The sequence below is a fragment of the Acidovorax sp. GW821-FHT10A04 genome (genome assembly GCF_059415825.1).
Genome location: NZ_JBWKNZ010000022.1, coordinates 78,942 through 100,405, shown reverse-complemented (window position 1 = coordinate 100,405; position 21,464 = coordinate 78,942). Strand labels below are relative to the sequence as shown.

The 21,464-nt window shown below is 67.5% G+C and carries 25 protein-coding genes; 19 read left to right on the top strand and 6 right to left on the bottom strand.

What is annotated here, in order from left to right; all coding sequences use genetic code 11:
* Positions 1-4 precede the first annotated feature (4 nt).
* The 6 genes from AC07PF_RS31355 to AC07PF_RS31330 all read left to right on the top strand — a co-directional run bounded on the left by AC07PF_RS31355 (position 5) and on the right by AC07PF_RS31330 (position 3,124).
* Entirely contained in the window at positions 5-448 is a 444-nt protein-coding gene (locus AC07PF_RS31355; RefSeq protein ID WP_494614534.1) for a hypothetical protein, read from the top strand.
* Positions 445-873 carry a hypothetical protein gene (locus tag AC07PF_RS31350; RefSeq protein WP_007853361.1) on the top strand — a complete coding sequence of 143 codons (429 nt, stop codon included), beginning with the start codon at positions 445-447 and terminating at the stop codon, positions 871-873. Before AC07PF_RS31355 ends, AC07PF_RS31350 begins: the two co-directional genes overlap by 4 nt.
* A 2-nt stretch (positions 874-875) precedes the next feature.
* A complete protein-coding gene (locus AC07PF_RS31345) occupies positions 876-1,448 on the top strand; it encodes a hypothetical protein (RefSeq protein ID WP_494614533.1) in 573 nt (190 codons plus the stop codon).
* 313 nt (positions 1,449-1,761) lie between these two features.
* Positions 1,762-2,040 (top strand): holin, encoded by a 279-nt coding sequence (locus AC07PF_RS31340; RefSeq protein ID WP_494614532.1) that lies wholly within the window; start codon positions 1,762-1,764, stop codon positions 2,038-2,040.
* Entirely contained in the window at positions 2,037-2,639 is a 603-nt protein-coding gene (locus AC07PF_RS31335) for a lysozyme (protein ID WP_494614531.1), read from the top strand. The genes AC07PF_RS31340 and AC07PF_RS31335 overlap by 4 nt, the downstream gene beginning before the upstream one ends.
* Positions 2,636-3,124 (top strand): hypothetical protein, encoded by a 489-nt coding sequence (locus AC07PF_RS31330; protein WP_494614530.1) that lies wholly within the window; start codon positions 2,636-2,638, stop codon positions 3,122-3,124. The genes AC07PF_RS31335 and AC07PF_RS31330 overlap by 4 nt, the downstream gene beginning before the upstream one ends.
* Before the next feature lie 3 nt (positions 3,125-3,127).
* Here the strand turns inward: AC07PF_RS31330 and AC07PF_RS31325 are convergent, their stop codons facing one another.
* Positions 3,128-4,003 (bottom strand): hypothetical protein, encoded by an 876-nt coding sequence (locus AC07PF_RS31325; protein WP_494610069.1) that lies wholly within the window; start codon positions 4,001-4,003, stop codon positions 3,128-3,130.
* A 324-nt stretch (positions 4,004-4,327) separates the two neighbouring features.
* Here AC07PF_RS31325 and AC07PF_RS31320 point away from each other — a divergent pair, with 324 nt between their 5' ends.
* The 6 genes from AC07PF_RS31320 (at position 4,328) to AC07PF_RS31295 (ending at position 7,943) form a co-directional block, all read left to right on the top strand.
* Positions 4,328-4,651, top strand: coding sequence for a hypothetical protein (locus tag AC07PF_RS31320; protein WP_494614529.1), 324 nt, complete (start codon positions 4,328-4,330; stop codon positions 4,649-4,651).
* 24 nt (positions 4,652-4,675) lie between these two features.
* Complete coding sequence (locus tag AC07PF_RS31315) at positions 4,676-4,984, top strand: hypothetical protein (protein WP_494614528.1); 309 nt, start codon at positions 4,676-4,678, stop codon at positions 4,982-4,984.
* On the top strand, positions 4,981-5,484 hold the full coding sequence (locus AC07PF_RS31310; RefSeq protein ID WP_494614527.1) for a terminase small subunit: 504 nt from the start codon (positions 4,981-4,983) through the stop codon (positions 5,482-5,484). Before AC07PF_RS31315 ends, AC07PF_RS31310 begins: the two co-directional genes overlap by 4 nt.
* Complete coding sequence (locus AC07PF_RS31305; RefSeq protein WP_494614526.1) at positions 5,474-6,247, top strand: terminase large subunit domain-containing protein; 774 nt, start codon at positions 5,474-5,476, stop codon at positions 6,245-6,247. Before AC07PF_RS31310 ends, AC07PF_RS31305 begins: the two co-directional genes overlap by 11 nt.
* An 18-nt stretch (positions 6,248-6,265) precedes the next feature.
* Positions 6,266-6,904, top strand: coding sequence for a hypothetical protein (locus AC07PF_RS31300; protein ID WP_494614525.1), 639 nt, complete (start codon positions 6,266-6,268; stop codon positions 6,902-6,904).
* A gap of 289 nt (positions 6,905-7,193) precedes the next feature.
* Entirely contained in the window at positions 7,194-7,943 is a 750-nt protein-coding gene (locus AC07PF_RS31295) for a phage terminase large subunit family protein (RefSeq protein WP_494614524.1), read from the top strand.
* 117 nt (positions 7,944-8,060) lie between these two features.
* On the opposite strand, the gene AC07PF_RS31290 is transcribed toward AC07PF_RS31295, so the two are convergent.
* On the bottom strand, positions 8,061-9,206 hold the full coding sequence (locus AC07PF_RS31290) for a Y-family DNA polymerase (protein WP_494614523.1): 1,146 nt from the start codon (positions 9,204-9,206) through the stop codon (positions 8,061-8,063).
* A gap of 194 nt (positions 9,207-9,400) precedes the next feature.
* Between AC07PF_RS31290 and AC07PF_RS31285 the strand changes: the two genes are divergently transcribed.
* Both AC07PF_RS31285 and AC07PF_RS31280 read left to right on the top strand, forming a co-directional pair.
* Positions 9,401-10,456, top strand: a complete 1,056-nt coding sequence (locus AC07PF_RS31285; RefSeq protein WP_494614522.1) for a type IV toxin-antitoxin system AbiEi family antitoxin — start codon at positions 9,401-9,403, stop codon at positions 10,454-10,456.
* The gene (locus AC07PF_RS31280; protein ID WP_494614521.1) at positions 10,449-11,303 is read left to right on the top strand and encodes a nucleotidyl transferase AbiEii/AbiGii toxin family protein; all 855 of its coding nucleotides are present in this window, start codon (positions 10,449-10,451) and stop codon (positions 11,301-11,303) included. Before AC07PF_RS31285 ends, AC07PF_RS31280 begins: the two co-directional genes overlap by 8 nt.
* 28 nt (positions 11,304-11,331) lie before the next feature.
* Here the strand turns inward: AC07PF_RS31280 and AC07PF_RS31275 are convergent, their stop codons facing one another.
* Both AC07PF_RS31275 and AC07PF_RS31270 read right to left on the bottom strand, forming a co-directional pair.
* Positions 11,332-12,981, bottom strand: coding sequence for a methyl-accepting chemotaxis protein (locus AC07PF_RS31275; protein ID WP_494614520.1), 1,650 nt, complete (start codon positions 12,979-12,981; stop codon positions 11,332-11,334).
* A 281-nt stretch (positions 12,982-13,262) separates the two neighbouring features.
* Positions 13,263-13,589 (bottom strand): hypothetical protein, encoded by a 327-nt coding sequence (locus tag AC07PF_RS31270; protein ID WP_035203068.1) that lies wholly within the window; start codon positions 13,587-13,589, stop codon positions 13,263-13,265.
* Between the two features lie 257 nt (positions 13,590-13,846).
* Here AC07PF_RS31270 and AC07PF_RS31265 point away from each other — a divergent pair, with 257 nt between their 5' ends.
* Entirely contained in the window at positions 13,847-14,875 is a 1,029-nt protein-coding gene (locus AC07PF_RS31265) for a hypothetical protein (protein WP_494614519.1), read from the top strand.
* 105 nt (positions 14,876-14,980) lie between these two features.
* Here AC07PF_RS31265 and AC07PF_RS31260 read toward each other — a convergent pair whose 3' ends face one another.
* Together AC07PF_RS31260 and AC07PF_RS31255 are read right to left on the bottom strand one after the other, a co-directional pair.
* The gene (locus tag AC07PF_RS31260) at positions 14,981-15,454 is read right to left on the bottom strand and encodes an AtaL-like protein (RefSeq protein ID WP_494614518.1); all 474 of its coding nucleotides are present in this window, start codon (positions 15,452-15,454) and stop codon (positions 14,981-14,983) included.
* Between the two features lie 32 nt (positions 15,455-15,486).
* Positions 15,487-16,395: an SDR family oxidoreductase gene (locus AC07PF_RS31255; protein WP_494614517.1), complete on the bottom strand. Its 909-nt coding sequence runs from the start codon at positions 16,393-16,395 to the stop codon at positions 15,487-15,489.
* 105 nt (positions 16,396-16,500) lie between these two features.
* On the opposite strand from AC07PF_RS31255, the gene AC07PF_RS31250 reads away from it, so the two are divergent.
* From AC07PF_RS31250 to yjjJ, 4 genes are all read left to right on the top strand, one after another.
* A complete protein-coding gene (locus AC07PF_RS31250) occupies positions 16,501-17,436 on the top strand; it encodes a LysR family transcriptional regulator (protein ID WP_494614516.1) in 936 nt (311 codons plus the stop codon).
* 77 nt (positions 17,437-17,513) lie between these two features.
* Positions 17,514-18,326, top strand: a complete 813-nt coding sequence (locus AC07PF_RS31245) for an alpha/beta fold hydrolase (protein WP_494614515.1) — start codon at positions 17,514-17,516, stop codon at positions 18,324-18,326.
* Between the two features lie 122 nt (positions 18,327-18,448).
* A complete protein-coding gene (locus AC07PF_RS31240) occupies positions 18,449-19,867 on the top strand; it encodes a leucine-rich repeat domain-containing protein (protein WP_494614514.1) in 1,419 nt (472 codons plus the stop codon).
* 132 nt (positions 19,868-19,999) lie between these two features.
* Positions 20,000-21,409 carry a type II toxin-antitoxin system HipA family toxin YjjJ gene (gene yjjJ, locus AC07PF_RS31235; protein WP_494614513.1) on the top strand — a complete coding sequence of 470 codons (1,410 nt, stop codon included), beginning with the start codon at positions 20,000-20,002 and terminating at the stop codon, positions 21,407-21,409.
* Positions 21,410-21,464: the final 55 nt, after the last annotated feature.

Sequence of the window (21,464 nt, the reverse complement as noted above, 5' to 3'; positions counted from 1 at the left end):
AGCCATGCTCATCAAATCCGCCGAAGGACTGCGCGGCACGACGCCGGCCGACCACGATGCCTGGACCCGCTTCGCGCGCAAGCTCGAAGTCATGAAGCCTGGCACCTGCCTGCGCATGGAATGGAGCCGCCCGCGCAATGGCCCGCAGCACCGCCGCCTGTTCGCGCTACTGCAGGTGGTGGCAGAGAACAGCGAGATCTACGACACGCGCGAGAAGGCGCTGGTGGCCGTCAAGCTTGCGGCTGGCTACTGCGACGATGCGATCGACCCGCGCACCGGGAAGACCGTGCCCATCGTTCAGTCGATCCGCTACGAGGCCATGGACCAGCAGACCTTCGAGCGCTTTTACACAGCGGCGGTGGATGCGGTGCGGCAGCGCATCTTGCCCGCCATGGACCGCGCCACCCTGGTGCGCCTGATCGCCATGGTGGAGGAGGGCTGGTCATGAGCGCCGCACTGCTCATTGCCGAGCGCCCAGGCGCACGGCCCGTGGTCTGCGCGCTGCTGCGCAGTGGTGGGGCAGGGCAGCCATGCCCTGCGTGCCAGGCCGCGCAGACGCGCGCGCACAGCCCGCTGTTTCGCGCCCACTGCCATGGCTGCAAGGTGCGCGCGCTGGCGCAGGGGCCGCAGTTCTGGCGCTCGCTGAAGGAGGGCGCCCACACCGATGCCTACCAGGGCGAGCTGGCCGCCGTGTTCGGCGCGGCCGGCGCCGGCGCCGGCCATGCCGTGGTGCTGGCGGAGTACCGGCGCCTCAAGGCACTGCAGGACAACGCCGTGCGCTGCGGCGTGGTGCCACGCACGCTGAAAGCCGCAAGCGCCGATGCCCTGCACGGCCACACCGACGACACCACCACCAACCAACACCAGGGATGACCATGCTGATGACCACCGACCCCACCCACAGCCCCTACCGTACCGTGGAAGAGGCCTATACCCGCGCGGGCACCTCGTCCTCGAACCTGAAGGTGGACCCCGATCGCCGTGGCGATGCCGATGTGCTGATTGCCGCCGGCTGGTCGCCCGGCATGCTGGGCGGCGCGCTGATGCGCCTGCGCGGCGAATGGGATAGCACCGCGCACCAGCGCCGCAGCCACCCGGAGGCCGATGCCGTGCAACTGCTCTCGCGCCTGCGCTCGCTGGCGCAGGTGCTCGAGGCCGTGGAGCACTGGGCCGCCGCCAAGCGCCTGGCCGACCCGCGCTGCCTGGCACGCACCAGCGTGTGCTATTGGCTCGACCCCACCTGCCGCGCCTGCATGGGCCGCGGCAGTGCGCTGGTGCCCGGCACGCCCATGCTGGGGCGCGTGTGCAAGGCCTGCGGCGGCAGCCGCAAGGCCCGCGAGCCCATGGGCCAGGACGGCCGCCGCATGCTCAACATGCTGGACGATTGCGTGAGCCGCCGCAACCAGTCGATGAAAAAACGCTTGCATGCCAACACCGGCCGGGGTTAAAATTGCAGCCGACGATTGCAAAAAATGAGAAATGGCGAATTTCTCGCGCACCGTCCCTTCGTTGATTGCCCGCAGCCACAGCCTGGCCTTCGCCTGTAGCGACTGCGGTAGACACAAGGGGTGATGCTCGTCCTGAGTTTTTGTAGATCCCGCATGGCCTGCCCTGCGGGATTTTTTTATGGGCGATGCCGCCGCCTGGCCCACCGCACTGCCACCCACCGCACTGCCACCCACCGACCCAAGCCGCAGCAGCGGCTTTTTTTGCGCCCGCCCTCGCCGTCCGAGCGCCTGCACCCGCAAGGAGCACCCCGCCATGCAAACCACCCCCAACGACACCATCGAGGCCCTGGGCGCCACCGGCAGCAAAGCCATTGCCACCGGCGCCGGGCTCACCAGCTTTGGCTGGATCACGTCCAACGAGTTCCTGGGCCTGGTCGGCGCTGCCGTGGCCATTGCCGGCCTGGCCGTCACCTGGTACTACAAGCGCGAGGCCAACCGCCGCCAGGCACGCGAGCATGCGTTGCGCATGGCGCGCCTGCGCCAGGGGCTGGGCGAAGAGAGCGACCTGGGCGAGCAGGGGGCCGAAGAATGAGCGGCAGCACATCTGCCGGTGCCGACCGCCTGCGCTACTTCCCCCATCTGGTCGGCTCGCTCGCGCTGGCCAGTGCCGGCGTGCTCACCTTCCTGGGCCAGTGGGAGCCCGATGCGCGCGACCCCGGGCTGGTGTATGCCGATGCGCTGGCGGGTGGTCTGCCCACGGTGTGCAAGGGCATCACGCGGCATGTGACCCGCACGCCGGTGGTCGTGGGCCAGCGCTGGACGGCCGCGCGCTGCGCGCAGGAGGAGGGTGCCGCCATCGAGGCGCTGCAGCTGCGCCTGGCCCGGTGCTTCACGCGGCTGCCGCCGCAAAGCGTGTTCGACATGGCCACCAGCCATGCTTGGAACAACGGCGTGGGCAACACCTGCGCGAGCCAGGCCATGGTGGCCTGGAATGCGGGCGAGTGGGCGCTGGGCTGCCGGCGGCTGGGCCTCTCGGACAGTGGCAAGCCGGTGTGGAGCTACGTGCGCACCGGGCGCACGCAGCCCGATGGCAAGCCCGAAATGCGCTTTGTGCAGGGCCTGGCGAATCGGCGCGCGGCCGAGACGACCGCATGCCTGCAGGGCCTGCTGCAGGGGCACCACAGGCCATGACCACTTTGCTCATCACCCACACGGCAGCGGCGGTGCTTGGCGCAGCCGTGGCTGCCACTGCTGCCTGGCAACTGCAGGGCTGGCGCCTGGGCGAACAGATCGCCGCCCTGCAGGCCACCCATGCCACCGAGCGCGCACGCGCCAGCCAGGCCGCCTGGGCGGCGGAGCGCGCCACTGCACTCAAGTACCAAGGAGCCCTGAATGAAGCACGCACCCGTGAAGCGGCTTTGCAGCGCGATGCTGCCCGTGCTCGCACTGAGTCTGACGGCCTGCGCGAGCAAGCCGCCGCCGCTGCCCGCCGCATTGCTGCCGGTACCGCCCCCGCCACCGTCGCTGAGTACGCCACTGCCGCCGGTGAGCTACTCGCAGACTGCAGCCGAGCGCATCAAGAGCTGGCGCGACAGGCTGACGGCCACGCAGCTGATGCGCGGGCCTTCCGCGATGCCTGGCCTGTGACGCAGCAGGCGGCTGCCAGCCGCCCCTAGTTGTCAGTTGCAGGCGATCGTGCCCGGTGCCCCGGCAATCCCCGCATAGCGGATCTGGAACGGCTGCGCCAGATTGATGCTGGAGGGGAAGGCCGAGAACACGGCCTGCTTCTGCGCGGGCGAGGCGATGGTGCCAACGCCGGACCAGCCGCCCGAAGGGGTGAAGAGCGCCGTGTCGGCATCGAAGGTGTAGGGCGACACGTCGATGGAGGTGGTGCCCTGCACGAAGAACAGGCTGCCGTGCAGGAAGCTGGGGTTGCCCGATGCGGCCGTGAGCAGCATGGTGACCTTCTGCGTCTCGGGGTTCACGCCGAAGTCGGCCAGCAGCATGCCGTTGGCGTTGTTGGCCAGCGCGCCCGCGCAGGTGCGCGATGCAGCGGCCACATTGACCACCTTCACCGTGTAGGTGCTGGTGATGGTCTTGCCCTGCAGCAGCACGCTGGCGGTGAACACGGCGTTCACGTCGGCGGTCTGGCTGGCGGCGAGGAACACGCCCTGCGGGGTGATGGTGCCGGCCGATGCGGGCACCACGCTCCACACGGCCACGGTGGGGGCGAAGGTGCCGTCGGCATTGCGCACGGCGGCGGACAGCGTGATGGTGCCGCCCTCGTTCACCGTGGTCGGGCCCGAGATCTGCAACTGCGCTGCCGTGCTGGCGGCCACCGCCTGGGGCACGAAGTGCAGGGTCTGCGGGTCCCACTTGAAGGTGACGTCCCACTCGCCCGCTCCGGGCACCTTCAGGCGCTTGACGGTGAAGCTGTCGACCGCCTCGTTCTGGTAGCCCGCGTTGGTGAGGTCGATGTCGATCGCCGCCGAGGCGGACATCGACAAGGTGGCGGCCGCAATCGCGGCGCAGATGGTTTTGGGTGATGCCCTCATGAACGAAATCCCTTGTTATCAGTGGTTTTGGGTGGCGGGATCGTAGCCGCCCGGCACCACGCCCTGGTGGCACCTGTCGTATTGGCGCCAAGCCCCGTGCCGCCCTGCAAGGCCCTGCGCCGCAGGGCTTTTTTTCTGATGCCCTGCGGCCTGCCGCAGCACCACGACCCAACACCCGCGCGGTTTGCGAGGCGATGCCGCCATGGCCCCGCATGCGCCCAGCGCCGGCCGCAACCCCTGCCAACTCCCTTGAGGCCTGCCATGCAAGCACACACGCAGTTACACCTTTCTTCCGGCGCACACGGCACGCCCAGTGTCCTGACCATGCCCTCGCGCACCATCACCAGCATCCGCGCGGGCGGCCTCAAGTCGCGCGTGGAAAAGCTGTTGCACAGCCGGGCCGGGCAGCCGCTCACGCTGGGCCAGATCGGCGCCGCGCTGGACCTGCCCAAGACATCGCACCCCGAGATCAGCAGCTGCCTGGCCAAGCTGCGCGAGGCGGGCCGCGTGCAGACCAGCACCGGCCCGGCATCCAGTGCGCGCGGGCGGCGCCTGGTGCAGTGCTACAGCATCCTGCAGCGGCGCGTGGGCGGCGATGTGTGCGTGTCGGAGATGGATGCGCGCCGCTCGCTGGCGATGGCTGCGTGATGGCTGCCAAGGAGGAGGCCGACCATGGACAGTGAGCACAGCGAAGAAGACCTGCACCTCATCGAGCTGCAGACGCCCGGCGGCCTTGCGCCACCCCTGCAGGCCGGCGTGTCCGCGTCGGGCCTGGTCTACCTGCGCGGCGACCTGCACCCGCTGGGCAGTGCCACGGCGCTGATCAAGGCCGCGCGCGAGCACGTGCCGTACGCCGCACTGGGCGCGGTGAACGTGCTCTTCCCGGCCGATTGGCTGCGCGGTGAATGCCTGCACGATGCGGACCGCCTGCGCGTGATTGCCGCGATGGAGCGCCTGGTGCGCGGGGCGGCTGCGGTATGAGCGGCCGCCCCGCCGCGCCGCGCCTGCTGGCAGTGCCCTCGGCTGCAGCAACTGCCGAAGCCCCCGTGCCGGGCAAGGCCCCGGCACTGGATGGCGGCAGCGCCCGCATGCCAGAGGACGGCGTGACGCCCGCCATGGTGCTGCGCGAGCTGGCCAGCATCGCCTTCTTCGACATCCGCAAGATCTTCAACGGCGACGGCAGCCTGAAGCGCGTGCAGGAGCTCGACGGCGCCACCGCCGCGGCCATCGCCTCCATCGAGGTGGTGGAGATCGGGCCCGGCGGCCAGCTCGAGCTGGCCAAGAAGTTCAAGTCACCCGAAAAGCTCAAGGCCCTGGACCTCTTGGGCACGCACCTGGGCATGTTCGCCAAGAAAGCCGACGATGCCCCCGACCCGCTGCGCAAGGCCCTGGCCCACATGCCTGCTGAGCGGGCCGAAGGCATGCTGGCTGCGTTGGAGCAGGTGAAATCGACCAAGGAGAAGCCGCACGGTGCCGCCTGAACTTCCCGCCCTGCCCGATGTTCTGGCCGGTGCCACCCTCGAAGAGATAGAAGCCATCGAAGGCCTGTTGCGCGACAAGCTTGCGGGCTGGCGCATGCGCCGCTTCTTCCGGGACGAGGGCCCCCTGCGCCGCGCGCTGTATGCGCGGCACCTGGCCTTCTTCAAGGCCGGCGCCACGCACCGCGAGCGCTGCTTCATGGCCGGCAACCGCGTGGGCAAGACCATCGGCGGTGCGTACGAGACGGCCCTGCACCTCACGGGCCGCTACCCCGCCTGGTGGGAGGGCCGGCGCTTTGCAGGCCCCATCCAGGCCTGGGCCGCAGGCAAGTCGCTCGAGACCACGCGCGACATCGTTCAGCTCGAGCTCTACGGCCCTCCGGGCCAGCCCGGCACCGGCATGGTGCCGGCCGACGACATCGCCAAGGCCCGCCCCCGCGCCGGCGCCAACGGCGCGCTCGACTACCTGTGCGTGCGCCACCAGAGCGGGGGTGAATCGGTCATCGGCTTCAAATCGTATGACCAGGGCCGCAAGGCGTTCGAGGGCACCGCGCGCCACTGGGTGTGGCTGGACGAGGAGCCGCCCGTGGCGGTGTACAACGAGTGCCTGACGCGGACTGCGACGACGCAGGGGTTGATTGCGATCACCTTCACGCCGCTGGAGGGGGCTACGGAGGTGGTGCTGGATTTTTTGACGAAGGGGGTGGTGGTGGGGGGGCGCGCGGCGCAGCAGGTGTGGCGTGATGGCTGCTCTGGGGCGTGCTGAGACAGTACGATCACGCCCATGCGTGAATTCCAATTGCTCACCATCGCCGAATGCCATGCCCACATTGCGCCATTGGTAGACGCGGCGTTGGGGCCACAAGGTTTTGTCAATGTGCGTCCGATGCTGTGGGTGAACAGCAGTGCCGCGCCCATTCGCCGCATCTTTGAGTATTGGCAGCTGGGCAGTGGGTTGTCGCCGCGTTGGGGCTACTCTTTCGACGCCGTGCCCCACCTGGCGGGTGGAAAGCCCAAATGGCACCGCACGGAAAAATTGGCCTTGCTCGATGCCTTTGTAGATGGCCAGGGTGCAGAGCACAACCTGTCCTACATCTGGGGCGTGGATGGGCTGCTGACGGGCATGCCCGAGAAGGTGCATGCGGCAATCGCCCAGGCACAGGCGTTCTGGCAGGCGGCCCCCACACCTGCCCACGTCTTTGCGCAGGTGATCGAGATGGCCGAAGGGTCGAAGCAGCGCCATATGCAGCTGCCACTGCACATGGCCGCGGCCATGTGCCATGCCTTCGCGGGGCGCGAAGAGCAGGGGCGCAAGGAGCTGGCGCTCTTCATCAGCCGGGGCAAGGCCAAGGAGGAAGCGGTGCCCAAGCTATCGGATATTTTCGAGGGGTGGCTCAGGGATGGTTACAGGCCGGGCGCCTGAAGCGCAGAGCCACAGCGCTCGATTGCATGGTCATGCCCGACCAGCCCATCCCTCCTGGCGCAAGCGCCCATGATCCGGGTGGCCATCAAGTTGCTGGCGAGAAAAGCCGGCTCCAGGTCCTTCGACTGACTGCCGACGGCACCCCCGGCCATCCGCTGTACCTGCCAAACCATCTGCGGCCGATGGATTACACCCATGCACAGTAGGTCGGTGCAGCGGTGCACTGCTCGCCCTGCTGCAGAGCGGCTCACCCACCGGCGGGCTCCAGCCTGCCCAACCAGGATCCTCCATGAGCAAAGCAGTCATCCAGGCCGGCTGGAACGATGTACCCCACCTCGACGAAACCGCCAAGCGCGAGCTGGCCGAGAGCTACCCCGTGCACGAGCGCGAGGCGCGCATGAACGGCGTGCCCGTGCTGGGCAGCGGCAAGGTGTTCCCCGTGGCCGAAGAGTCCATCGTCGTTGCGCCCTTCGCCCTGCCCGCGCACTGGCCGCGCATCGTGGGCCTGGACTTCGGCTGGGACCACCCGGCCGCGGCCGCCTGGCTGGCGTGGGACCGCGACACCGACACGGTCTACGTGTACGACACCTTCCGCGTGCGCGAGACCAGCGTGGCCATGCAGGCCCCGCTGATCGCCGCGCGCGGCCGCTGGATGCCCGTGGCCTGGCCGCACGACGGCCTGCAGCACGACAAGGGCAGCGGTGAGCAACTGGCCGGCCAGTACCGCACCCTGGGCGTGAACCTGCTGCCCGAGCGCGCCACGTTCGAGGACGGCAGCAACGGGCTGGAGGCTGGCATCAGCGAGTTGCTCACGCGCATGCAGACGGGGCGCTTCAAGGTTTTTGCGACCTGCGGCGACTGGCTGGAGGAGTGGCGGCTGTACCACCGCAAGGACGGGCTGATCGTGAAGCTGCGCGACGACCTGCAGAGCGCTACGCGGTATGGGGTGATGATGCTGCGGTTTGCGGTGGTGGAGCCGCGGGGCTCTACCTTGGGGGGCAGGTCGGCAGGGTATGGAGGGAGGAGAGGGGGGTATTGAGCGTGCACCGATATGCGGCAGACTGTTGCGTACCCGCCGCCAGAGATACTCACCCAGCCTGCATGCGTATTTTTTTCGATGTGGAGAGACAGCTTGTGCTGCTGCGGCAACTAGACCCTAGACTTGAGCGACTGGCACATCCTTCCATCGCGTCGTGTATTGCGGTGATAGCCGTGCATCCCGAATTGCAGCCCATTCCGCGTCGTTCGTGTACCTTGCTTCTTCACCGCCGGGCACTAAGTCGAGCATGGCCACGCCAGCGTCGGTAAAGTCATTCCTGTACGCGTAGATGTGGCGCATGCTGTGTATGGCTGCACGCTCCATTTCCTCGGCATTGGCGGTGGGATAGTCAAGGCTAGTGGTCACGCTGCGGCTGAACACCGGGCCCGGGCCAAATGGGCTAGTGCATGCAAATACGTGCATGTGGCAAGCAAGACTGTCTTGCTTGCGCAGTCGTTCGGCAGCAAGCCGAGTGAAATGGCGCACAACCTTGATGAGTGGCTCCAGATGGCTTATGGGTTTCTGGAAGGTGTGGGTGCAGGTGACTTCCCTGCGCCGCGCAGGCGCGGTCTTGGGGGTAAAACGGGAAATACCCTGTAGTTCACACACCGTGCGTTCGAGCGTCACGCCAAAGCGTCGACGTACGGCGGAGGGGGCCATGCGGGCGAGGTCGAGCACGGTATAGACGTTTGCTTGGCGCAGTTGCTCGGTGAGCTTTTGGTTAATACCCCAAACGGCTCGCACCGAGGTAATGGCCAGCGCTTGGTCTAAGTCTGAGGCGGGCAGGTCGGAAAGGTCGCACACTTTTGCAAGGTTGACAGGGTACTTGTCGGGCCTGCGCTCCGCGGCCTGGGCAATGTAGTTGGCCAGCTTGGCCAAGGTCCTGGTCTGGCCTATGCCGACGCTGCAAGGTATGCCGGTGTATTGCTTAATACGAGCGCTCAAACTGCAGGCCCGCTCGTTGGTGTCAGGCACGCCATGCAGGCCGATAAAGCACTCATCTATGGAATAGATTTCCTGCTCGCGGGCAAGGCTTGCAGCCAGAGGCATGAAGCGGCTGCTCATATCCCCATAGAGGCCGTTGTTGGCACTGAGCACCACCAGGCCATTGTCGTACTCCATATGCTTGAGGCGAGACCATGGCGTGCCCATGCGAATACCCAGAGCCCTTGCTTCGTTGCTGCGGGCAATCGTGCTGCCGCTGTTGTAGCCGAGGATAACAACTGGACGGCCTTTGAGTGATGGCTTAAGAGCCGCTCGCAATTTACATAGAAGTCGTGACCGCTTACCAATGCGTACATAGCTGTCTCCTGAGAGTCGCGTGGCAACGTCGCGCCATGCTCGCGGTCGAGAGCGAATTTTGAGAGTGGCTGTATTTTAATACAGTGTTTTTTCGCCTGCCATAGTTTGTGCCACGATCGCCTTCCTTGTGCTTTGTTCGCTTATCATTGGCGTTCATGAAAAACGAACATGTTAAAAAAATGAACAACATGTTAGTGATCGAGCAAGCCTTGCACGCCGCAGAGCCAGTTCTGCAAGGCGAGGTTCTGACTATGCGGGGTGCAATGGATAACGGCATCGACGCAACCGTCCAACTCAGCCGACTGGGGCAAGACCTCGGCCCGTTTGCGGTACAAGTACGTCGTGTCGAGCGCAACAGCCTGGTCTGGTATCGCATGGAGAAAGAGGCTCGCGAGACCAACGGGCAACCATGGCTTTTGATCGCGCCCTACATGTCGGCCCATCTGGCCCAGGAATGCCAGCGCACCGGAATCAACTTCCTGGACACTGCAGGCAATGCCCACCTCGATGTCCCGGGGACGCATCTGTTCATCACCGGCAAGCCACGCCCCAAGGCGCCCCGCATTCCGGCGGACCAATCCGCCCTGCGCAAGGCCAGCACCTTGCGGGTCATCTTTGCGCTGCTGACGGTCGAGGGCTTGGCGCAGCAGCCGGTGCGGGCCATTGCCGAGGCGGCCGGTGCCGCGCTGGGATCTACATCGAATGCCATCGAGGACCTGGCGGCGCTGGGCTTCATCACGGGTGGAGCGCGCCAGCGGCGGGTGGCGAACATACAGACGCTGCAGATGGAGTGGGCGCGGCAGTATCCGATTTCGCTGCGGGGCAAGCTCAAGCCGCAGCGGTACGCCTGCGTGGATGGTGCCGATTGGCGGGGGAGCAGTCTTCTGACTGATGAACCCGAAGTGGCGCTGGGCGGTGAGGTGGCTGCCGCTGCGATCACGCAATACATCAACCCAGCCAGCGCGTGCATCTACAGTTGGCTGGACAGGGGCCAACTGCTGCGCAAGCATCGCCTGCGCCCAGACCCTGAGGGGCCCATCGAAGTGTTGGATGCCTTCTGGCCGCTCGCAGACCAGGCGAAGGCGAATGCAAAGGTCTTTGTGCCGGCTGTGGCGCCCTTGCTGTTGGTCTACTCCGACCTGATGGCCAGCAACGAAGGCCGCAGCGTGGAGGTTGCGGGCATGCTGCTGGAGCGGCTCAAGAATGCTTAGGGTACTGGCCGAACGTCCCATCGATCCAGGCCTGCATGCGATTCTTGCGCATGCCAAAGCGGCCACGCAGGCGCTGGGCATCGATGTGTTCGTGGGCGGAGCCATGGCCCGGGACATCATGCTCACGCATGTGCATGGTCAGGCAGTGCGAAGGGCCACGCGCGATGTGGACATCGGCCTGTACATCGACAGCTGGGAGCGCTTCACCATGCTGAAGAATCGGCTCACCGCGACGGAGGCATTCTTTGAGGTGCATGGCATGTCCCACCGGATGCACTACTTGCGGCCCGGTGGAATTCCGCTGGATCTCATTCCTTTCGGGGGCGTTGCAGGAGAGGACCAGACCATCACCTGGCCGCCTGGCCACGACGTGGTGCTCAATGTGGCCGGGTTCAGGGAGGGGTTGGAGAGCGCGGATCTGGTGGATCTGGGTGCGGGGCTGTCGATTCATGTCTGCACGCTGCCCGCGTTGTCGGTGCTCAAGCTGCTCGCCTGGCGTGACCGCGGTAGCGAAAACAACAAGGATGCCACCGACTTTCTTGCATTGGCGCAGGCGTATGCCAATGCCGGCAATATGGACCGGCTCTACGAAGAAGAGGCGGCGCTGCTGGAGATGGCCGGCCACGATCCCGACCTGGCCGGCGCGGCGTTGCTCGGCAAGGATGCTGCAATGCTCTGCAGTCCGGGAACCGCACAGCAGGTGCGTGCCATTCTTGCTGACCCTGAGCAAATGCTGGACGCGCTTTTGCGCGTGCGCAGCCAACTGGCAATGGACGGTGATGCGCGGCGGCTGCGCGCATTCATCGCGGGTTACCGCAGCGGATTTCTAGGGCCAGTTGGCGGCTGAGCACGGTGGTGACGGCTGAAGCTTTGCATCACACCGCAGTCAACGCCCGGCCACGCGACTGCACTGCCGACCTGGCACGCTGCTGACCCGGTGCCGGCGCTGGCACCGCAGCCCGCGCCGGCAGCCCCCCCGCCTCCAGCCGAAACACCTGCACCGAATCCGCCACCGCACCCGCAGTGCGCGTCAGCCCCTGCGCTGCAGCCGCCACCTGCTCGACCAGGGCAGCGTTCTCCTGGGTGATGGTGTCGAGCTGGCCCACGGCGGTATTGACCTCGGAGATGCCGGCCAGCTGCTCCTGGCTGGCGTGGCTGATCTCGCCGACCACGGCGCCCACGCGGCGCACGCCCTCGACCACCTCGACCATGGTGGCCTGGGCCGCCTGGGTGCGCTGCTGGCCCTGCTCCACGCGGTGGGCCGACTGGTCGATGAGCTGCTTGATCTCCTTGGCCGCGTCAGCGCTGCGCCCGGCCAGGCTGCGCACTTCGCTGGCTACCACGGCAAAGCCCCGGCCCTGTTCGCCGGCGCGGGCGGCTTCCACTGCGGCATTGAGCGCCAGGATGTTGGTCTGGAAGGCGATGGAGTCGATCACCTGCGTGATCTCGCCGATGCGGCTCGAGTCGCCCTGGATGTCGCGCATGGTCTGGCCCACACTGTCCACCGCCTCGCGGCTGCGCGCGGCGGCCGCGCTGGCCTGGTCGGCCAGTGCCGTGGCCTGGCGGGCGGCGTCGGCGCTCTGGCGCACGGTGCCGGTGATCTGCTCCATGGACGCCGCGGTCTGCTCCAGGCTGGCGGCCTGCGACTCGGTGCGCGCCGACAAATCGAGGTTGCCTTGGGCGATCTCCTGCGCGCCCAGGCGCATGGATTCGCTTTCGTCGCGGGCATCGCGCACGATGGCGCAGAGGTTGAACGACAACTGGCCCAGCGCCTGCTCCAGGTCGCCGAGTTCGTCGTTGCGGCCCCTGCGCACGGTGGTCGTCAGGTCGCCGGCTGCGACCCGGTTGGCCGCCAGGGTGAGCCCCGCGATGGGCCGCACCAGCAGCCGCGCCAGGTACCACCAGGCCGTGCCGAACAGTGCCAGCAGCACTGCCCAGCCGGCCGCGCCGGGCAGCAGCATGCTGGTGGCCAGCGAGGTCGCCAGCAATGCGAGCAGTGCCAGCGCCAGCCGGGCCGACAGGCCCAGTGTGGCCAGCCCGTGCGCCACGCGCCCGGCCAGCGTGTGCCGCAGCACGCGGCCCGAGCGCAGCCCGTGCACGCGCCGCCCGGCCTGCTTTTCTGCGCGCATGGTGGCATACAGCTGCTCGGCCGCCGCGATCTGCGCGCGCGTGGCCTCGGTGCGCACCGACATGTAGCCCACCGGGCGCCCGTCCTGCAGCAGCGGCGTGGCGTTGGCCATCACCCAGTAGTGGTCGCCGTCCTTGCGCCGGTTCTTCACCGGGGCCGACCAGGGCCGGCCCGAGGCGATGGTGGCCCACATGTCGCGGAACGCTTCCTCGGGCATGTCGGGGTGGCGAATGAGGTTGTGGGGCTGGCCCAGCAGCTCTTCGTGCGTGTAGCCGCTGACGGCCACGAAGGCCGCGTTGCAATGGGTGATGCGGCCCTGGGTGTCGGTGGTGGAGACGAGGGTCTGGCCCTTGGGGACAGCATATTCCTGTCCGGTGACTGGCAGGTTGTGGCGCATGGAAAAGGCTCCGCTGGACGATGCAGCCGATTGTCCGGACGCCAGAGCCGGGGCGCCTTGACGAAGGTCAAGGTTTGCTTGACTGGCGTCAATCCACGCACCAAAGAGGCGCACCCATGCCAAGCTCGCCCGGACCTGGAATTGACGCCTGAAACTGGCGCGGCCAAGGCCAGTGCTCCCGTGCAAGGGCCGCCCCGCCGCACCGGGAGCGTCCCCCTCCCGACTCGCGCAGCGAGACGAGAGAGGGGGAAGGCGCGAAGCGACTCAGGGGGTGTTTTACTTCACGCCTGCCAGACCCCGAAGCCCGCCGAGCGCAGATCGATGCCGATCTCGATCTCGCGCTCCACCGCATCGTCGTAGCGCATGGGGTTGAAGCCCTCGTACAGGTCGGGCAGCAGGCGCAGGCCGTACAGCATGACAAAGCGGTTGGCCTGGATGCCGGCCTTGTGCTTGTCGAAGCGCACATCCGGGTCCAGCCCGGTCATGCCCACATACACACAGGGCTTGCCCTCGATGTAGCCGGGGTTGCAGCGCAGGAACTTGCGCTCGCGCAGCACCGCCATCGACAGTTCGACGACATAGACGTTGTGGTGCGGGCGCCTGGGCATGCGGTGCATTATTGTGCAGCGCATGCATTTCAGTGTGTGGCCGGGCCCGGGGTAGACCGCCAGAACCAGCTCATCCGCCAACCCCTGCGCGAGCACGGCTGGACAGCCGAGGCATGCCTCGCCGCACGGCCATCTGGCCTCGCCCCTGTGCCCTGGCGACAGCGGCTTTAACAGACAGAGACAGTTTGCGCCTTGCTGCCGCCCGGCCCGCATGCCACCATCCGCAGCTCCAACCACACACGACACGAGGGACGCGCATGCCACAGCCCAATTTGCGGATCTATTTCGATGGCCTGGAAGAGGCGACGCCTGGCATGCCGTGCTACGATCCGGAGCAGCCCTGGTTTGCCCACGTCACAGTGGTCAACGCCAACCTCGACCCCAAGTGGCCCGCCGAGAAGCGGGCGCTGAATCCGCAGAATCCCACCGGCCCAGCGGGGCCGTTCAAGGTGTTCTTCCAGGTGTTCCCGGGGCAGACTTCCAAGTCGACATCGGGCTCGACCCCGTTCACGACCTACCTGGTCGATGGCCTGGGTGCCTATCCCGGCGGCACAAACGCTTGCGCGCAAGGCTTTTCGATGCAGTTGCCCAAGGGCACGGCCAAGGCGGATTTTGGCGTGAAGTACGGCTTCATGTTCCAGGCCGACATGTACCATTCGGTCACCGAGTCCAACGAGGATGACAACTACTTCGTATGGGAGTCGGGCCTGGCCCCCTCGCTGGCGCCGCAGTGGAAAGAGGGCGATCCCAGCCCGTTTTCCAACCTCAAATTCATCGACTTCAAGGCAGTGCCGGGCTCGAAGAACCAGCTCGACATGCTGGTCAAGAACCAGGGCAGCGAGACCTCGTACCAGCTGGAGCTGCGCTTGTCCATCCTGGGGGCGCCCAAGCCTGGCAGCCCCACGGGCAGTGTTGTCGAATCGGTAAGCGCCAATTCCACGGCCATCCCGCCCGGCGGCTCCACCTGGGTGCGCTTCAAGGCCAGAAGCGCCTTCGTGCAGCCGCGTGCGGCGCTTTCGGCGCGCGAACTGCAGCGCCTGCACTCCGCCAACCCCGCCAGCCGCCGCTTCCGCCAGGTGCAGTTGGGCAGCAGCGGCCTGCTGGATGGCCAGAACATTCCACGCTACCTGGTGATGGAGAAGGACTTCGATTTTGTGCCGCTCAAGCCGTTCTTCATCACCCTCATGAACGCCTCGACAAGCGAGCGGGTGGCGTTCGGTGAAAACCCGCTGGGCGTGGTCAAGCGGCCGGGCCCGGGTGGGCCGATTGCGATTCCGCACAAGTAGTAGCCGCCAGCCCGTCCGGCGCCGTGGTGCAGGGCGCGGCGGGAGCGCAGCTCTGGCGGTGCGTCCCCTGGGGGCCTGCGCCGTTGGTCTTTATTCATCCAGTGCTCAAAGCGAGCCCGCCGCCACCAGCTCGCGCGTGCGCGCCAAGGTGGACAGCAGCGCGGTCTTGTAGCCCTTGTCGCTGTCCATCCAGGCCTGCTCGGCCTGTTCCTCTGCGCCGCCTGGTTCTTTGCCGCGCAGGCCGGTGTAACAGTAAAAGCGCAGCTGCAGCTCGCCTGCCTCGTCCTCGAAAAGCTCGTTGACGATCACGCCCTCGCGCGGGCCGGTGGCCTGGAAGAAGCTCACCTTCTGGCCGGGCTCGAACGCGATGATCTCGCGCAGCTCGGCGCCGCCGATGGTGGCTTCGCGCACGATGTGATCGGCCCCGTCGTAGACCACGTCGCAGCGCGTGCACAGGCCGGGCGGCAGGAACTGGCGCGCATCGCGGGCCTTGAGAACAAGGCCGGCCCAGGCCTGCTCGCGGGTGAGTGGCATTTCGCCAGCGGGGTTGACGGGGACGGTGGCGGTGGAATAGATCATGGTGGTTCTCCTGGATGGTTTGATTGGGGCATTCAGGCCTGGGCAGCGACCTGTGCCGCAAAGTCGCGGTAGCTGCGCAGCGGGCGGCCGAGCAGCGCGGTCAGGCGGTCCACGTCGCCCGCCTCGGGCGCCATGCCGTCGGTGAGAAAGCGCTCGGCCATCAGGCGCATGTCGTAGGCCATCCAGCCGGGCATGAAGTGGCGCAGGTTGGCTTCGAAGGCGGCGGTGTCGTCGCCACCATGCACGATGGGGCGGCCCAGCACTTCGGCCCAGGTAGCGGCCACGCTGGCGCCTGTGAGCGTGTCGGGGCCCACCAGGTTGATGCGCGTGGTGGGCAGCGGGCCGCTGGCCTGGGCGCGGCGCAGCAGCTCGATGGCGGCCACCTCGGCGATGTCGGCCGTGTCCACCATGGCCAGCCCCTTGGCGCCAATGGGCATGGGGTACACACCGTGGGCCAGCACCACATCCTTGATGCTGAGGTCGTTGCCCATGAAGTAGGCGGGGCGCAGGATGCTGGCGCCAAAGCCCATCTGCTCGATCATGCGCTCCACGCCGTACTTGCCGGCAAAGTGCGGCACGTTGACATAGCGGTCGGCATGGATCACCGAGAGATAAACGATGCGCGTGATGCCCGCCTCGCGTGCCAGGTTCAGCGCCACCAGGGCTTGGGTGAACTCGTCGGGCACCACGGCGTTGAGCAGGAACAGCGTGTCCACGCCCTGGAACGCGGCACGCAGCGAATCCACGTCGAGCAGGTCGCCCTGCACGGCCGCCACGCCGGCGGGCAGGCCGCCGGCCTTGGCGACATCGCGCACCAGGGCACGCACGTTGGCGCCGCGCCGGGCGAGTTGCTGCACGACCTGGCGGCCCACGGTGCCGGTGGCACCGGTGACGAGGATGGCGGGGGAAGAAGAAGGGTGGGCGGAAGAAGCGGTGGTCATGGAATTTCTCCGGTTGGGGTTGACAGCCCGAACTTTATGGATCTCATACATGATCCGATAGCCGTTATAGTTGGACAGACCGTCTCAAAATCGGAACACTCCGCCATGGACCTGCACACCCTTGCCGACTTCAACCTCGTCGCCCGCCACGGCGGCTTTGGGCGCGCCGCGCGCGCATCGGGGCGCCCCAAGGCCACGCTGTCGCGCCGCGTGGCCGAGCTCGAAGCGTCCTTGGGCTTGCGCCTGCTGGAGCGCGGCGCCCGCGCCGTGAAGCTCACCGAAGAGGGCCGCGCGTTGCACGAGCGCACCGGTGCGCTGCTGACCGAGATCGATGAGGCCGCCGCCGCCATCGCCTCGGGCGGCGAGCAGCCGCGCGGGCGCCTGCGCATCAGCGCGCCGCTGCTGTTCTCGCAGACCGCCATGGGCCGGCTGGCGGCCGACTTTGCGCTGCGCTACCCGGCAGTGCGGCTGGAGGTGACCACCGAGGACCGCAGCGTGGACATGGTGGAGGAGGGCTACGACCTGGTGATCCGCGTCAACCCGCTGCCCGACGCCAGCCTGATCGGCCGCGTGCTGCTGCGCGACCGCCTGGTGCTGGTGGCCCCGCCCGGCCTGGCGCGGCCGCGCAAGGGCAGCACCGCAGCCGTGCCTGCGGTCATGCGCGGCACGGGCGCGCAGCAAGGCAGCACGTGGGAGATGGCGGCGTCGGTGAAAGGCAAGGGCAGGGCCCCGGCGGGGCAGCCGCCGGTGCAGACCATCGCCATCGACCCAGTGCTCAGCCTCGCCTCGCTCATCATGGTGCGCGACGCCGTGCGCCTCGGCGTGGGTGTGGCGCGCCTGCCCATCTCCCTGGTCGGCCATGACATCGCGGCCGGCACCCTGGCGCACTGGGGCGATGTGCCGGGGCCGGACATCGAGCTGTGGGCGCTGTACCCCTCACGCCGGCTGCTGAGCGCGCGGGTGTCGGCGTTTCTGGAGCATTTGAAGGAGGCGTTTCCGAAGGGGGCGCCGGAGGAGCTGGCGGCGTATGTGGGCGGGTGAGTGAGACGAGGAAAGCCTGCTGATCGTTGTCCACCGCATACTCCGCCCATGGCCAGAACGTGGCGCGGAGGTTGCACATGGCACAAACGTTGAAAGTCGAGTCGCAAGGCACGCCGCTGTCGGTGCAGACTGCCGGGCGCGGCGCGCCGGTCGTTTTCCTGCATGCGGCGGTGTGCGACCGGCGTATGTGGGCGGCCCAGATGGATGCGCTGGCTGGTTCGCATCGGCTGATTGCTTACGACCGCCCGGGCTTTGGGGGCTCACCCGTGCGCAGCAGCGCGTCTTCGTCCATTGCCGACTGGCTGGCGGTGCTGGACCATCTGGGCGTGGCAGAGCCCGTGGTGCTGGTGGCCTGCTCGCAGGGCGGGCGCATTGCGCTGGAGGCGGCGCTGGCACACCCCGACCGGGTGCGAGGCCTGTTCCTGGTCGCGCCCACCCTCAGCGGTGCGCCAACGCCGCAGCATGCGCAGGAGATTGCGCAGTTGCTGCGCGAGCAACAGCGAGTCGAGGAGGCGCAGGACATGCCCTTGCTCAACGCCATCAAGGCACATCTGTGGCTCGATGGCCCGTTGTCGCCCGCCCAGCGCGTGGGCGGCGGGGCCCGGGCGCTGTTCCTGGAGATGAATGCCATCGCGCTTTCAAGCAGCAACCAGCGCGGCGCAGAGACAGACGACCTGCCCGTGCATGGCCGCCTGCGCGAGATCCAGGCGCCCGCCTGGGTGGCCTGGGGCGACCTGGACTTTCCCCACATCCAGGAGCGCAGCCAGATGGCTGCGCAGCAGTTGCCCAACGGGGACGGCGCGGTGCTGCAGGGCACGGCGCACCTGCCGTCGCTGGAGCGCCCTGAGTGCATTAACCGGCTGCTGCGGGCGTTTCTGGGCGGGCTGTGAAGCTCCTGGTGCATCTGCGCGATGGCGCCGTGCGCCCGCTGGACAACATGTCCATTGGGCCACGCCAAGGCCTCCTATGATCGGACGGAACCTTTCGATCGCAGACACCATTGCCCAATCCCATGGCCGCCGCAAAATCCAAATCCAGATGGACCGACCGCATCTCCTCCTCCATCACCGTACTCAACCACGCCGAGAGCCTGGCCCTGGACCGGTTCACCAGTGAAGACCTGGACCAGATCGCCGGCTGCGACGATGTGCAGGAGCTGTCGCTGCGCAGCAGCAAGATGGCCGAGCCCGTGGACCTGGCGCGCATTGCCCACCTCACCGGCCTGCGCTACCTGCGGCTCGACCGGCTCCGGTTCACCAACCTCAAGGCGCTGCGCGCGCTGCCGCGCCTGCGGCACATCTCAATGGACGGTTGCGCGTTCTCCAACTTCGAGGACCTCAACGGCTTCGAGGCGCTGGAATCGCTGTACCTTTTCAACAGCAAGCTCACGGCGTTTCCGGCCGGGCTGGACCTGCCGCGGTTGGAAAGCCTCATCGTGTCGGGTGGCCGCCTCACGGACCTGTCCTTTGTGCAGAGCTACCCGCGCCTGGCCCGGCTGAGCGTGAAGGGCAACCAGGTCCGCGACCTCTCCCCGCTGGCTGCGTGCCCGTGGGTGGTGGACCTGGAGGTGCACGACAACCCCGTGGCCAGCCTGGCGCCGCTGGCGGGCAGGCAATTCACCCGCTTCTACGCCGATGCCCCGCACCGCGAGGAACAGCAGGCGCTGCAATTGCTGCTGCCCGAAGAACCGTATGTGCCCGATCCCGCGCACGCCGAGGCCTGGCGCGTGGCCGACCTGATGCAGTCCAAGAGCTGGTCGCAGCTGTATGCCATCACCGACCTGGCGCTGCTGGGCGAGGCCTTCTTCAACCTGACGCACAGCCACTACGACGAAGAGACCGTGCGTGGCGTGCTGGCCCACCCGGCCGAGGGCGCGTTCCACGCCATGGTGGTCAAGGGCCTGCGCCCGCACTACTCGGTGGAGGCCGAGCTGCTGGTGGGCGTATTGGGCAGTTACGGCGAACGCACCATCGCGCCGCTGACCGAGTGCTTTTACGCGGCGCTGGCGCGGCACCCCGACCACGACGACTTTGCCGCGGGCAAGCTGGAGATCGAGCATGCCATGGTCATGCGCATCCTGCTGCAGGTGGCCGGCCCGGCGTACACCGACCTGTTCCTCGCCTTCTTCAACGAGCGCGAAGGCTTTTCCGAAGCGCACCTGCACCACTACAAGAAGCTGCTCGACGTGGTGGGCAAAACCGGGGCGCCGCAGCTGGTGGAGCCGACCATCGACCTGCTGCGCTTTGAAAAGCACATCATCGGTGGCGATGCGGCGTTCATGAAGAAGGTCTTCAAGGCCATCGGTCAGCTGGGCAGCAAGGCCGATGCCGCCGTGCTGGCCAGCCGCTTCGATGCCGCCGCCGAGGCCCGGGCCGATGTGCTGGAAGCCTATGAGGCCACCCTGGCGCGGCTTGCCAAGAAGAAGGCGTGAAGGCACCCTTGGTCGCAAGGCGCCTTCGCTGCTTCCTGCTCTCATTGGGTGGCATCTGTCTTGTCCTGGTTTTGCCCTGTTTTCATTCAAGTATCTATTCATAAATCAATTCATATGAACTAAGATACCTGCATGGAAACCCCCACCCATCGCCACACGGACCCCATCCGTGATCTGCTGCGAAGCGGGTTGAAGACTGCGCGGACGTTGGCAGACACCTTGCAGATAAGCCAGCCCACGGTGTCCCGTGCGCTGCAGGCGCTGGGGCCGGATGTGCTGCGCCTGGGGGCTGCCCGATCTATTCAGTATGCGCTGCGCGATACGGCACGTGCGGATCTGGTGGCGCCGATCTGCCAGGTGACGGCCGAAGGCCGGTTGCAGGGGCTGGGCACGCTGGTGCCGGTGTACCCCGAGGGCTTCGTGGTGGTGCAGGCCGATGGTGCCGCGCACGGGCACACCGATGGCTTGCCCTGGTGGCTTTTCGACATGCGTCCGCAGGGCTACCTGGGGCGGGCCTACAACCAGCGGCATGGGCCTGCGCTGGGGCTGCCCGAGCGGCTGGCCGACTGGAGCGACGTGCACGTGATGCGCGCGCTGGTGCGCGAGGGCGGGGACCTGCCCGGCAACCTGCTGGTGGGCGATGCGGCGCAGCAGGCCTTCATCAACGCGGGCCAGCCGGTGCCCATTGCGTTGGCCGGCAAGGCGCGGGCCTACGCGGCGCTGGCGCTGGCTGCGTCGCGCGGTGAGCAGGCGGGGTCGTCGGCCGGCGGGGAGCAGCCCAAGTTCACGGCCTATGCGCATTGGGGTGGCGGTGGCCGGGGGGCGGCTGCGGGCTTGGTGGAGCCCGCGCACGTGATCGTCAAGTTCAGTGCTGCGGTGCAAAGCCCGGTGAGTGCGCGCTGGCGCGACCTGTTGCTGGCGGAGCACCTGGCGCTGCAGGTGCTGCGGGACCATGGCATCGCCGCGGCGCGAACGCATGTCATCGACCATGGCGGGCAGCGCTTTCTGGAAGTGGAGCGCTTTGACCGGGTGGGTGCGCTGGGGCGGCGCGCACTGCACTCGCTGACGGCGCTGGACGCCGAGTTCGTGGAGCAGAGCGGGCGCTGGCCCGAGATGGTGGCGGCCCTGGCGCGCGAAGGCGTGGTGCAGCCGCAGGCGGTGGACTCGGCCGGCCTGCTCTGGGCCTTTGGCACGCTGATCGGCAACACCGACATGCACAGCGGCAACCTGTCGTTCATGGCCGAGGGGGGGCTGCCCTACCAGCTGGCGCCGGCCTATGACATGACGCCCATGGCCTTTGCGCCCACGGCGGCGGGCGAGATGCCGGTGCGCCCGCTGGCGCTGGTCATCGGCTCGCAGGTGGCAGCGCACACCTGGCGGCAGGCGCTGCCGCTGGCGCAGGACTTTGTTGCACGGCTGCTCGGCCAGACCCGCAAGGGGAGCGGGCAAGGCGGATTCAGCGAAGGTTTTGCACAGTGCATCGACGCACTCAAGGCGCATGTCGGGCTGGCGCAGGAGCGGATTGGTCGGCTGGCGATGTAAGGGGCCGGCGGTGATGGCCACTCCAGGTTGGGGCGCGCCGCACCACGGGGATCAC

Coding starts and splice junctions, on each gene's coding strand:
- AC07PF_RS31355 (WP_494614534.1), top strand. CDS start 5: ATGCTCATCAAATCCGCCGAAGGACTGCGCGGCACGACGCCGGCCGAC.
- AC07PF_RS31350 (WP_007853361.1), top strand. CDS start 445: ATGAGCGCCGCACTGCTCATTGCCGAGCGCCCAGGCGCACGGCCCGTG.
- AC07PF_RS31345 (WP_494614533.1), top strand. CDS start 876: ATGCTGATGACCACCGACCCCACCCACAGCCCCTACCGTACCGTGGAA.
- AC07PF_RS31340 (WP_494614532.1), top strand. CDS start 1,762: ATGCAAACCACCCCCAACGACACCATCGAGGCCCTGGGCGCCACCGGC.
- AC07PF_RS31335 (WP_494614531.1), top strand. CDS start 2,037: ATGAGCGGCAGCACATCTGCCGGTGCCGACCGCCTGCGCTACTTCCCC.
- AC07PF_RS31330 (WP_494614530.1), top strand. CDS start 2,636: ATGACCACTTTGCTCATCACCCACACGGCAGCGGCGGTGCTTGGCGCA.
- AC07PF_RS31325 (WP_494610069.1), bottom strand. CDS start 4,003: ATGAGGGCATCACCCAAAACCATCTGCGCCGCGATTGCGGCCGCCACC.
- AC07PF_RS31320 (WP_494614529.1), top strand. CDS start 4,328: ATGCCCTCGCGCACCATCACCAGCATCCGCGCGGGCGGCCTCAAGTCG.
- AC07PF_RS31315 (WP_494614528.1), top strand. CDS start 4,676: ATGGACAGTGAGCACAGCGAAGAAGACCTGCACCTCATCGAGCTGCAG.
- AC07PF_RS31310 (WP_494614527.1), top strand. CDS start 4,981: ATGAGCGGCCGCCCCGCCGCGCCGCGCCTGCTGGCAGTGCCCTCGGCT.
- AC07PF_RS31300 (WP_494614525.1), top strand. CDS start 6,266: ATGCGTGAATTCCAATTGCTCACCATCGCCGAATGCCATGCCCACATT.
- AC07PF_RS31295 (WP_494614524.1), top strand. CDS start 7,194: ATGAGCAAAGCAGTCATCCAGGCCGGCTGGAACGATGTACCCCACCTC.
- AC07PF_RS31285 (WP_494614522.1), top strand. CDS start 9,401: ATGAAAAACGAACATGTTAAAAAAATGAACAACATGTTAGTGATCGAG.
- AC07PF_RS31280 (WP_494614521.1), top strand. CDS start 10,449: ATGCTTAGGGTACTGGCCGAACGTCCCATCGATCCAGGCCTGCATGCG.
- AC07PF_RS31275 (WP_494614520.1), bottom strand. CDS start 12,981: ATGCGCCACAACCTGCCAGTCACCGGACAGGAATATGCTGTCCCCAAG.
- AC07PF_RS31270 (WP_035203068.1), bottom strand. CDS start 13,589: ATGCCCAGGCGCCCGCACCACAACGTCTATGTCGTCGAACTGTCGATG.
- AC07PF_RS31265 (WP_494614519.1), top strand. CDS start 13,847: ATGCCACAGCCCAATTTGCGGATCTATTTCGATGGCCTGGAAGAGGCG.
- AC07PF_RS31260 (WP_494614518.1), bottom strand. CDS start 15,454: ATGATCTATTCCACCGCCACCGTCCCCGTCAACCCCGCTGGCGAAATG.
- AC07PF_RS31255 (WP_494614517.1), bottom strand. CDS start 16,395: ATGACCACCGCTTCTTCCGCCCACCCTTCTTCTTCCCCCGCCATCCTC.
- AC07PF_RS31250 (WP_494614516.1), top strand. CDS start 16,501: ATGGACCTGCACACCCTTGCCGACTTCAACCTCGTCGCCCGCCACGGC.
- AC07PF_RS31245 (WP_494614515.1), top strand. CDS start 17,514: ATGGCACAAACGTTGAAAGTCGAGTCGCAAGGCACGCCGCTGTCGGTG.
- AC07PF_RS31240 (WP_494614514.1), top strand. CDS start 18,449: ATGGCCGCCGCAAAATCCAAATCCAGATGGACCGACCGCATCTCCTCC.
- yjjJ (WP_494614513.1), top strand. CDS start 20,000: ATGGAAACCCCCACCCATCGCCACACGGACCCCATCCGTGATCTGCTG.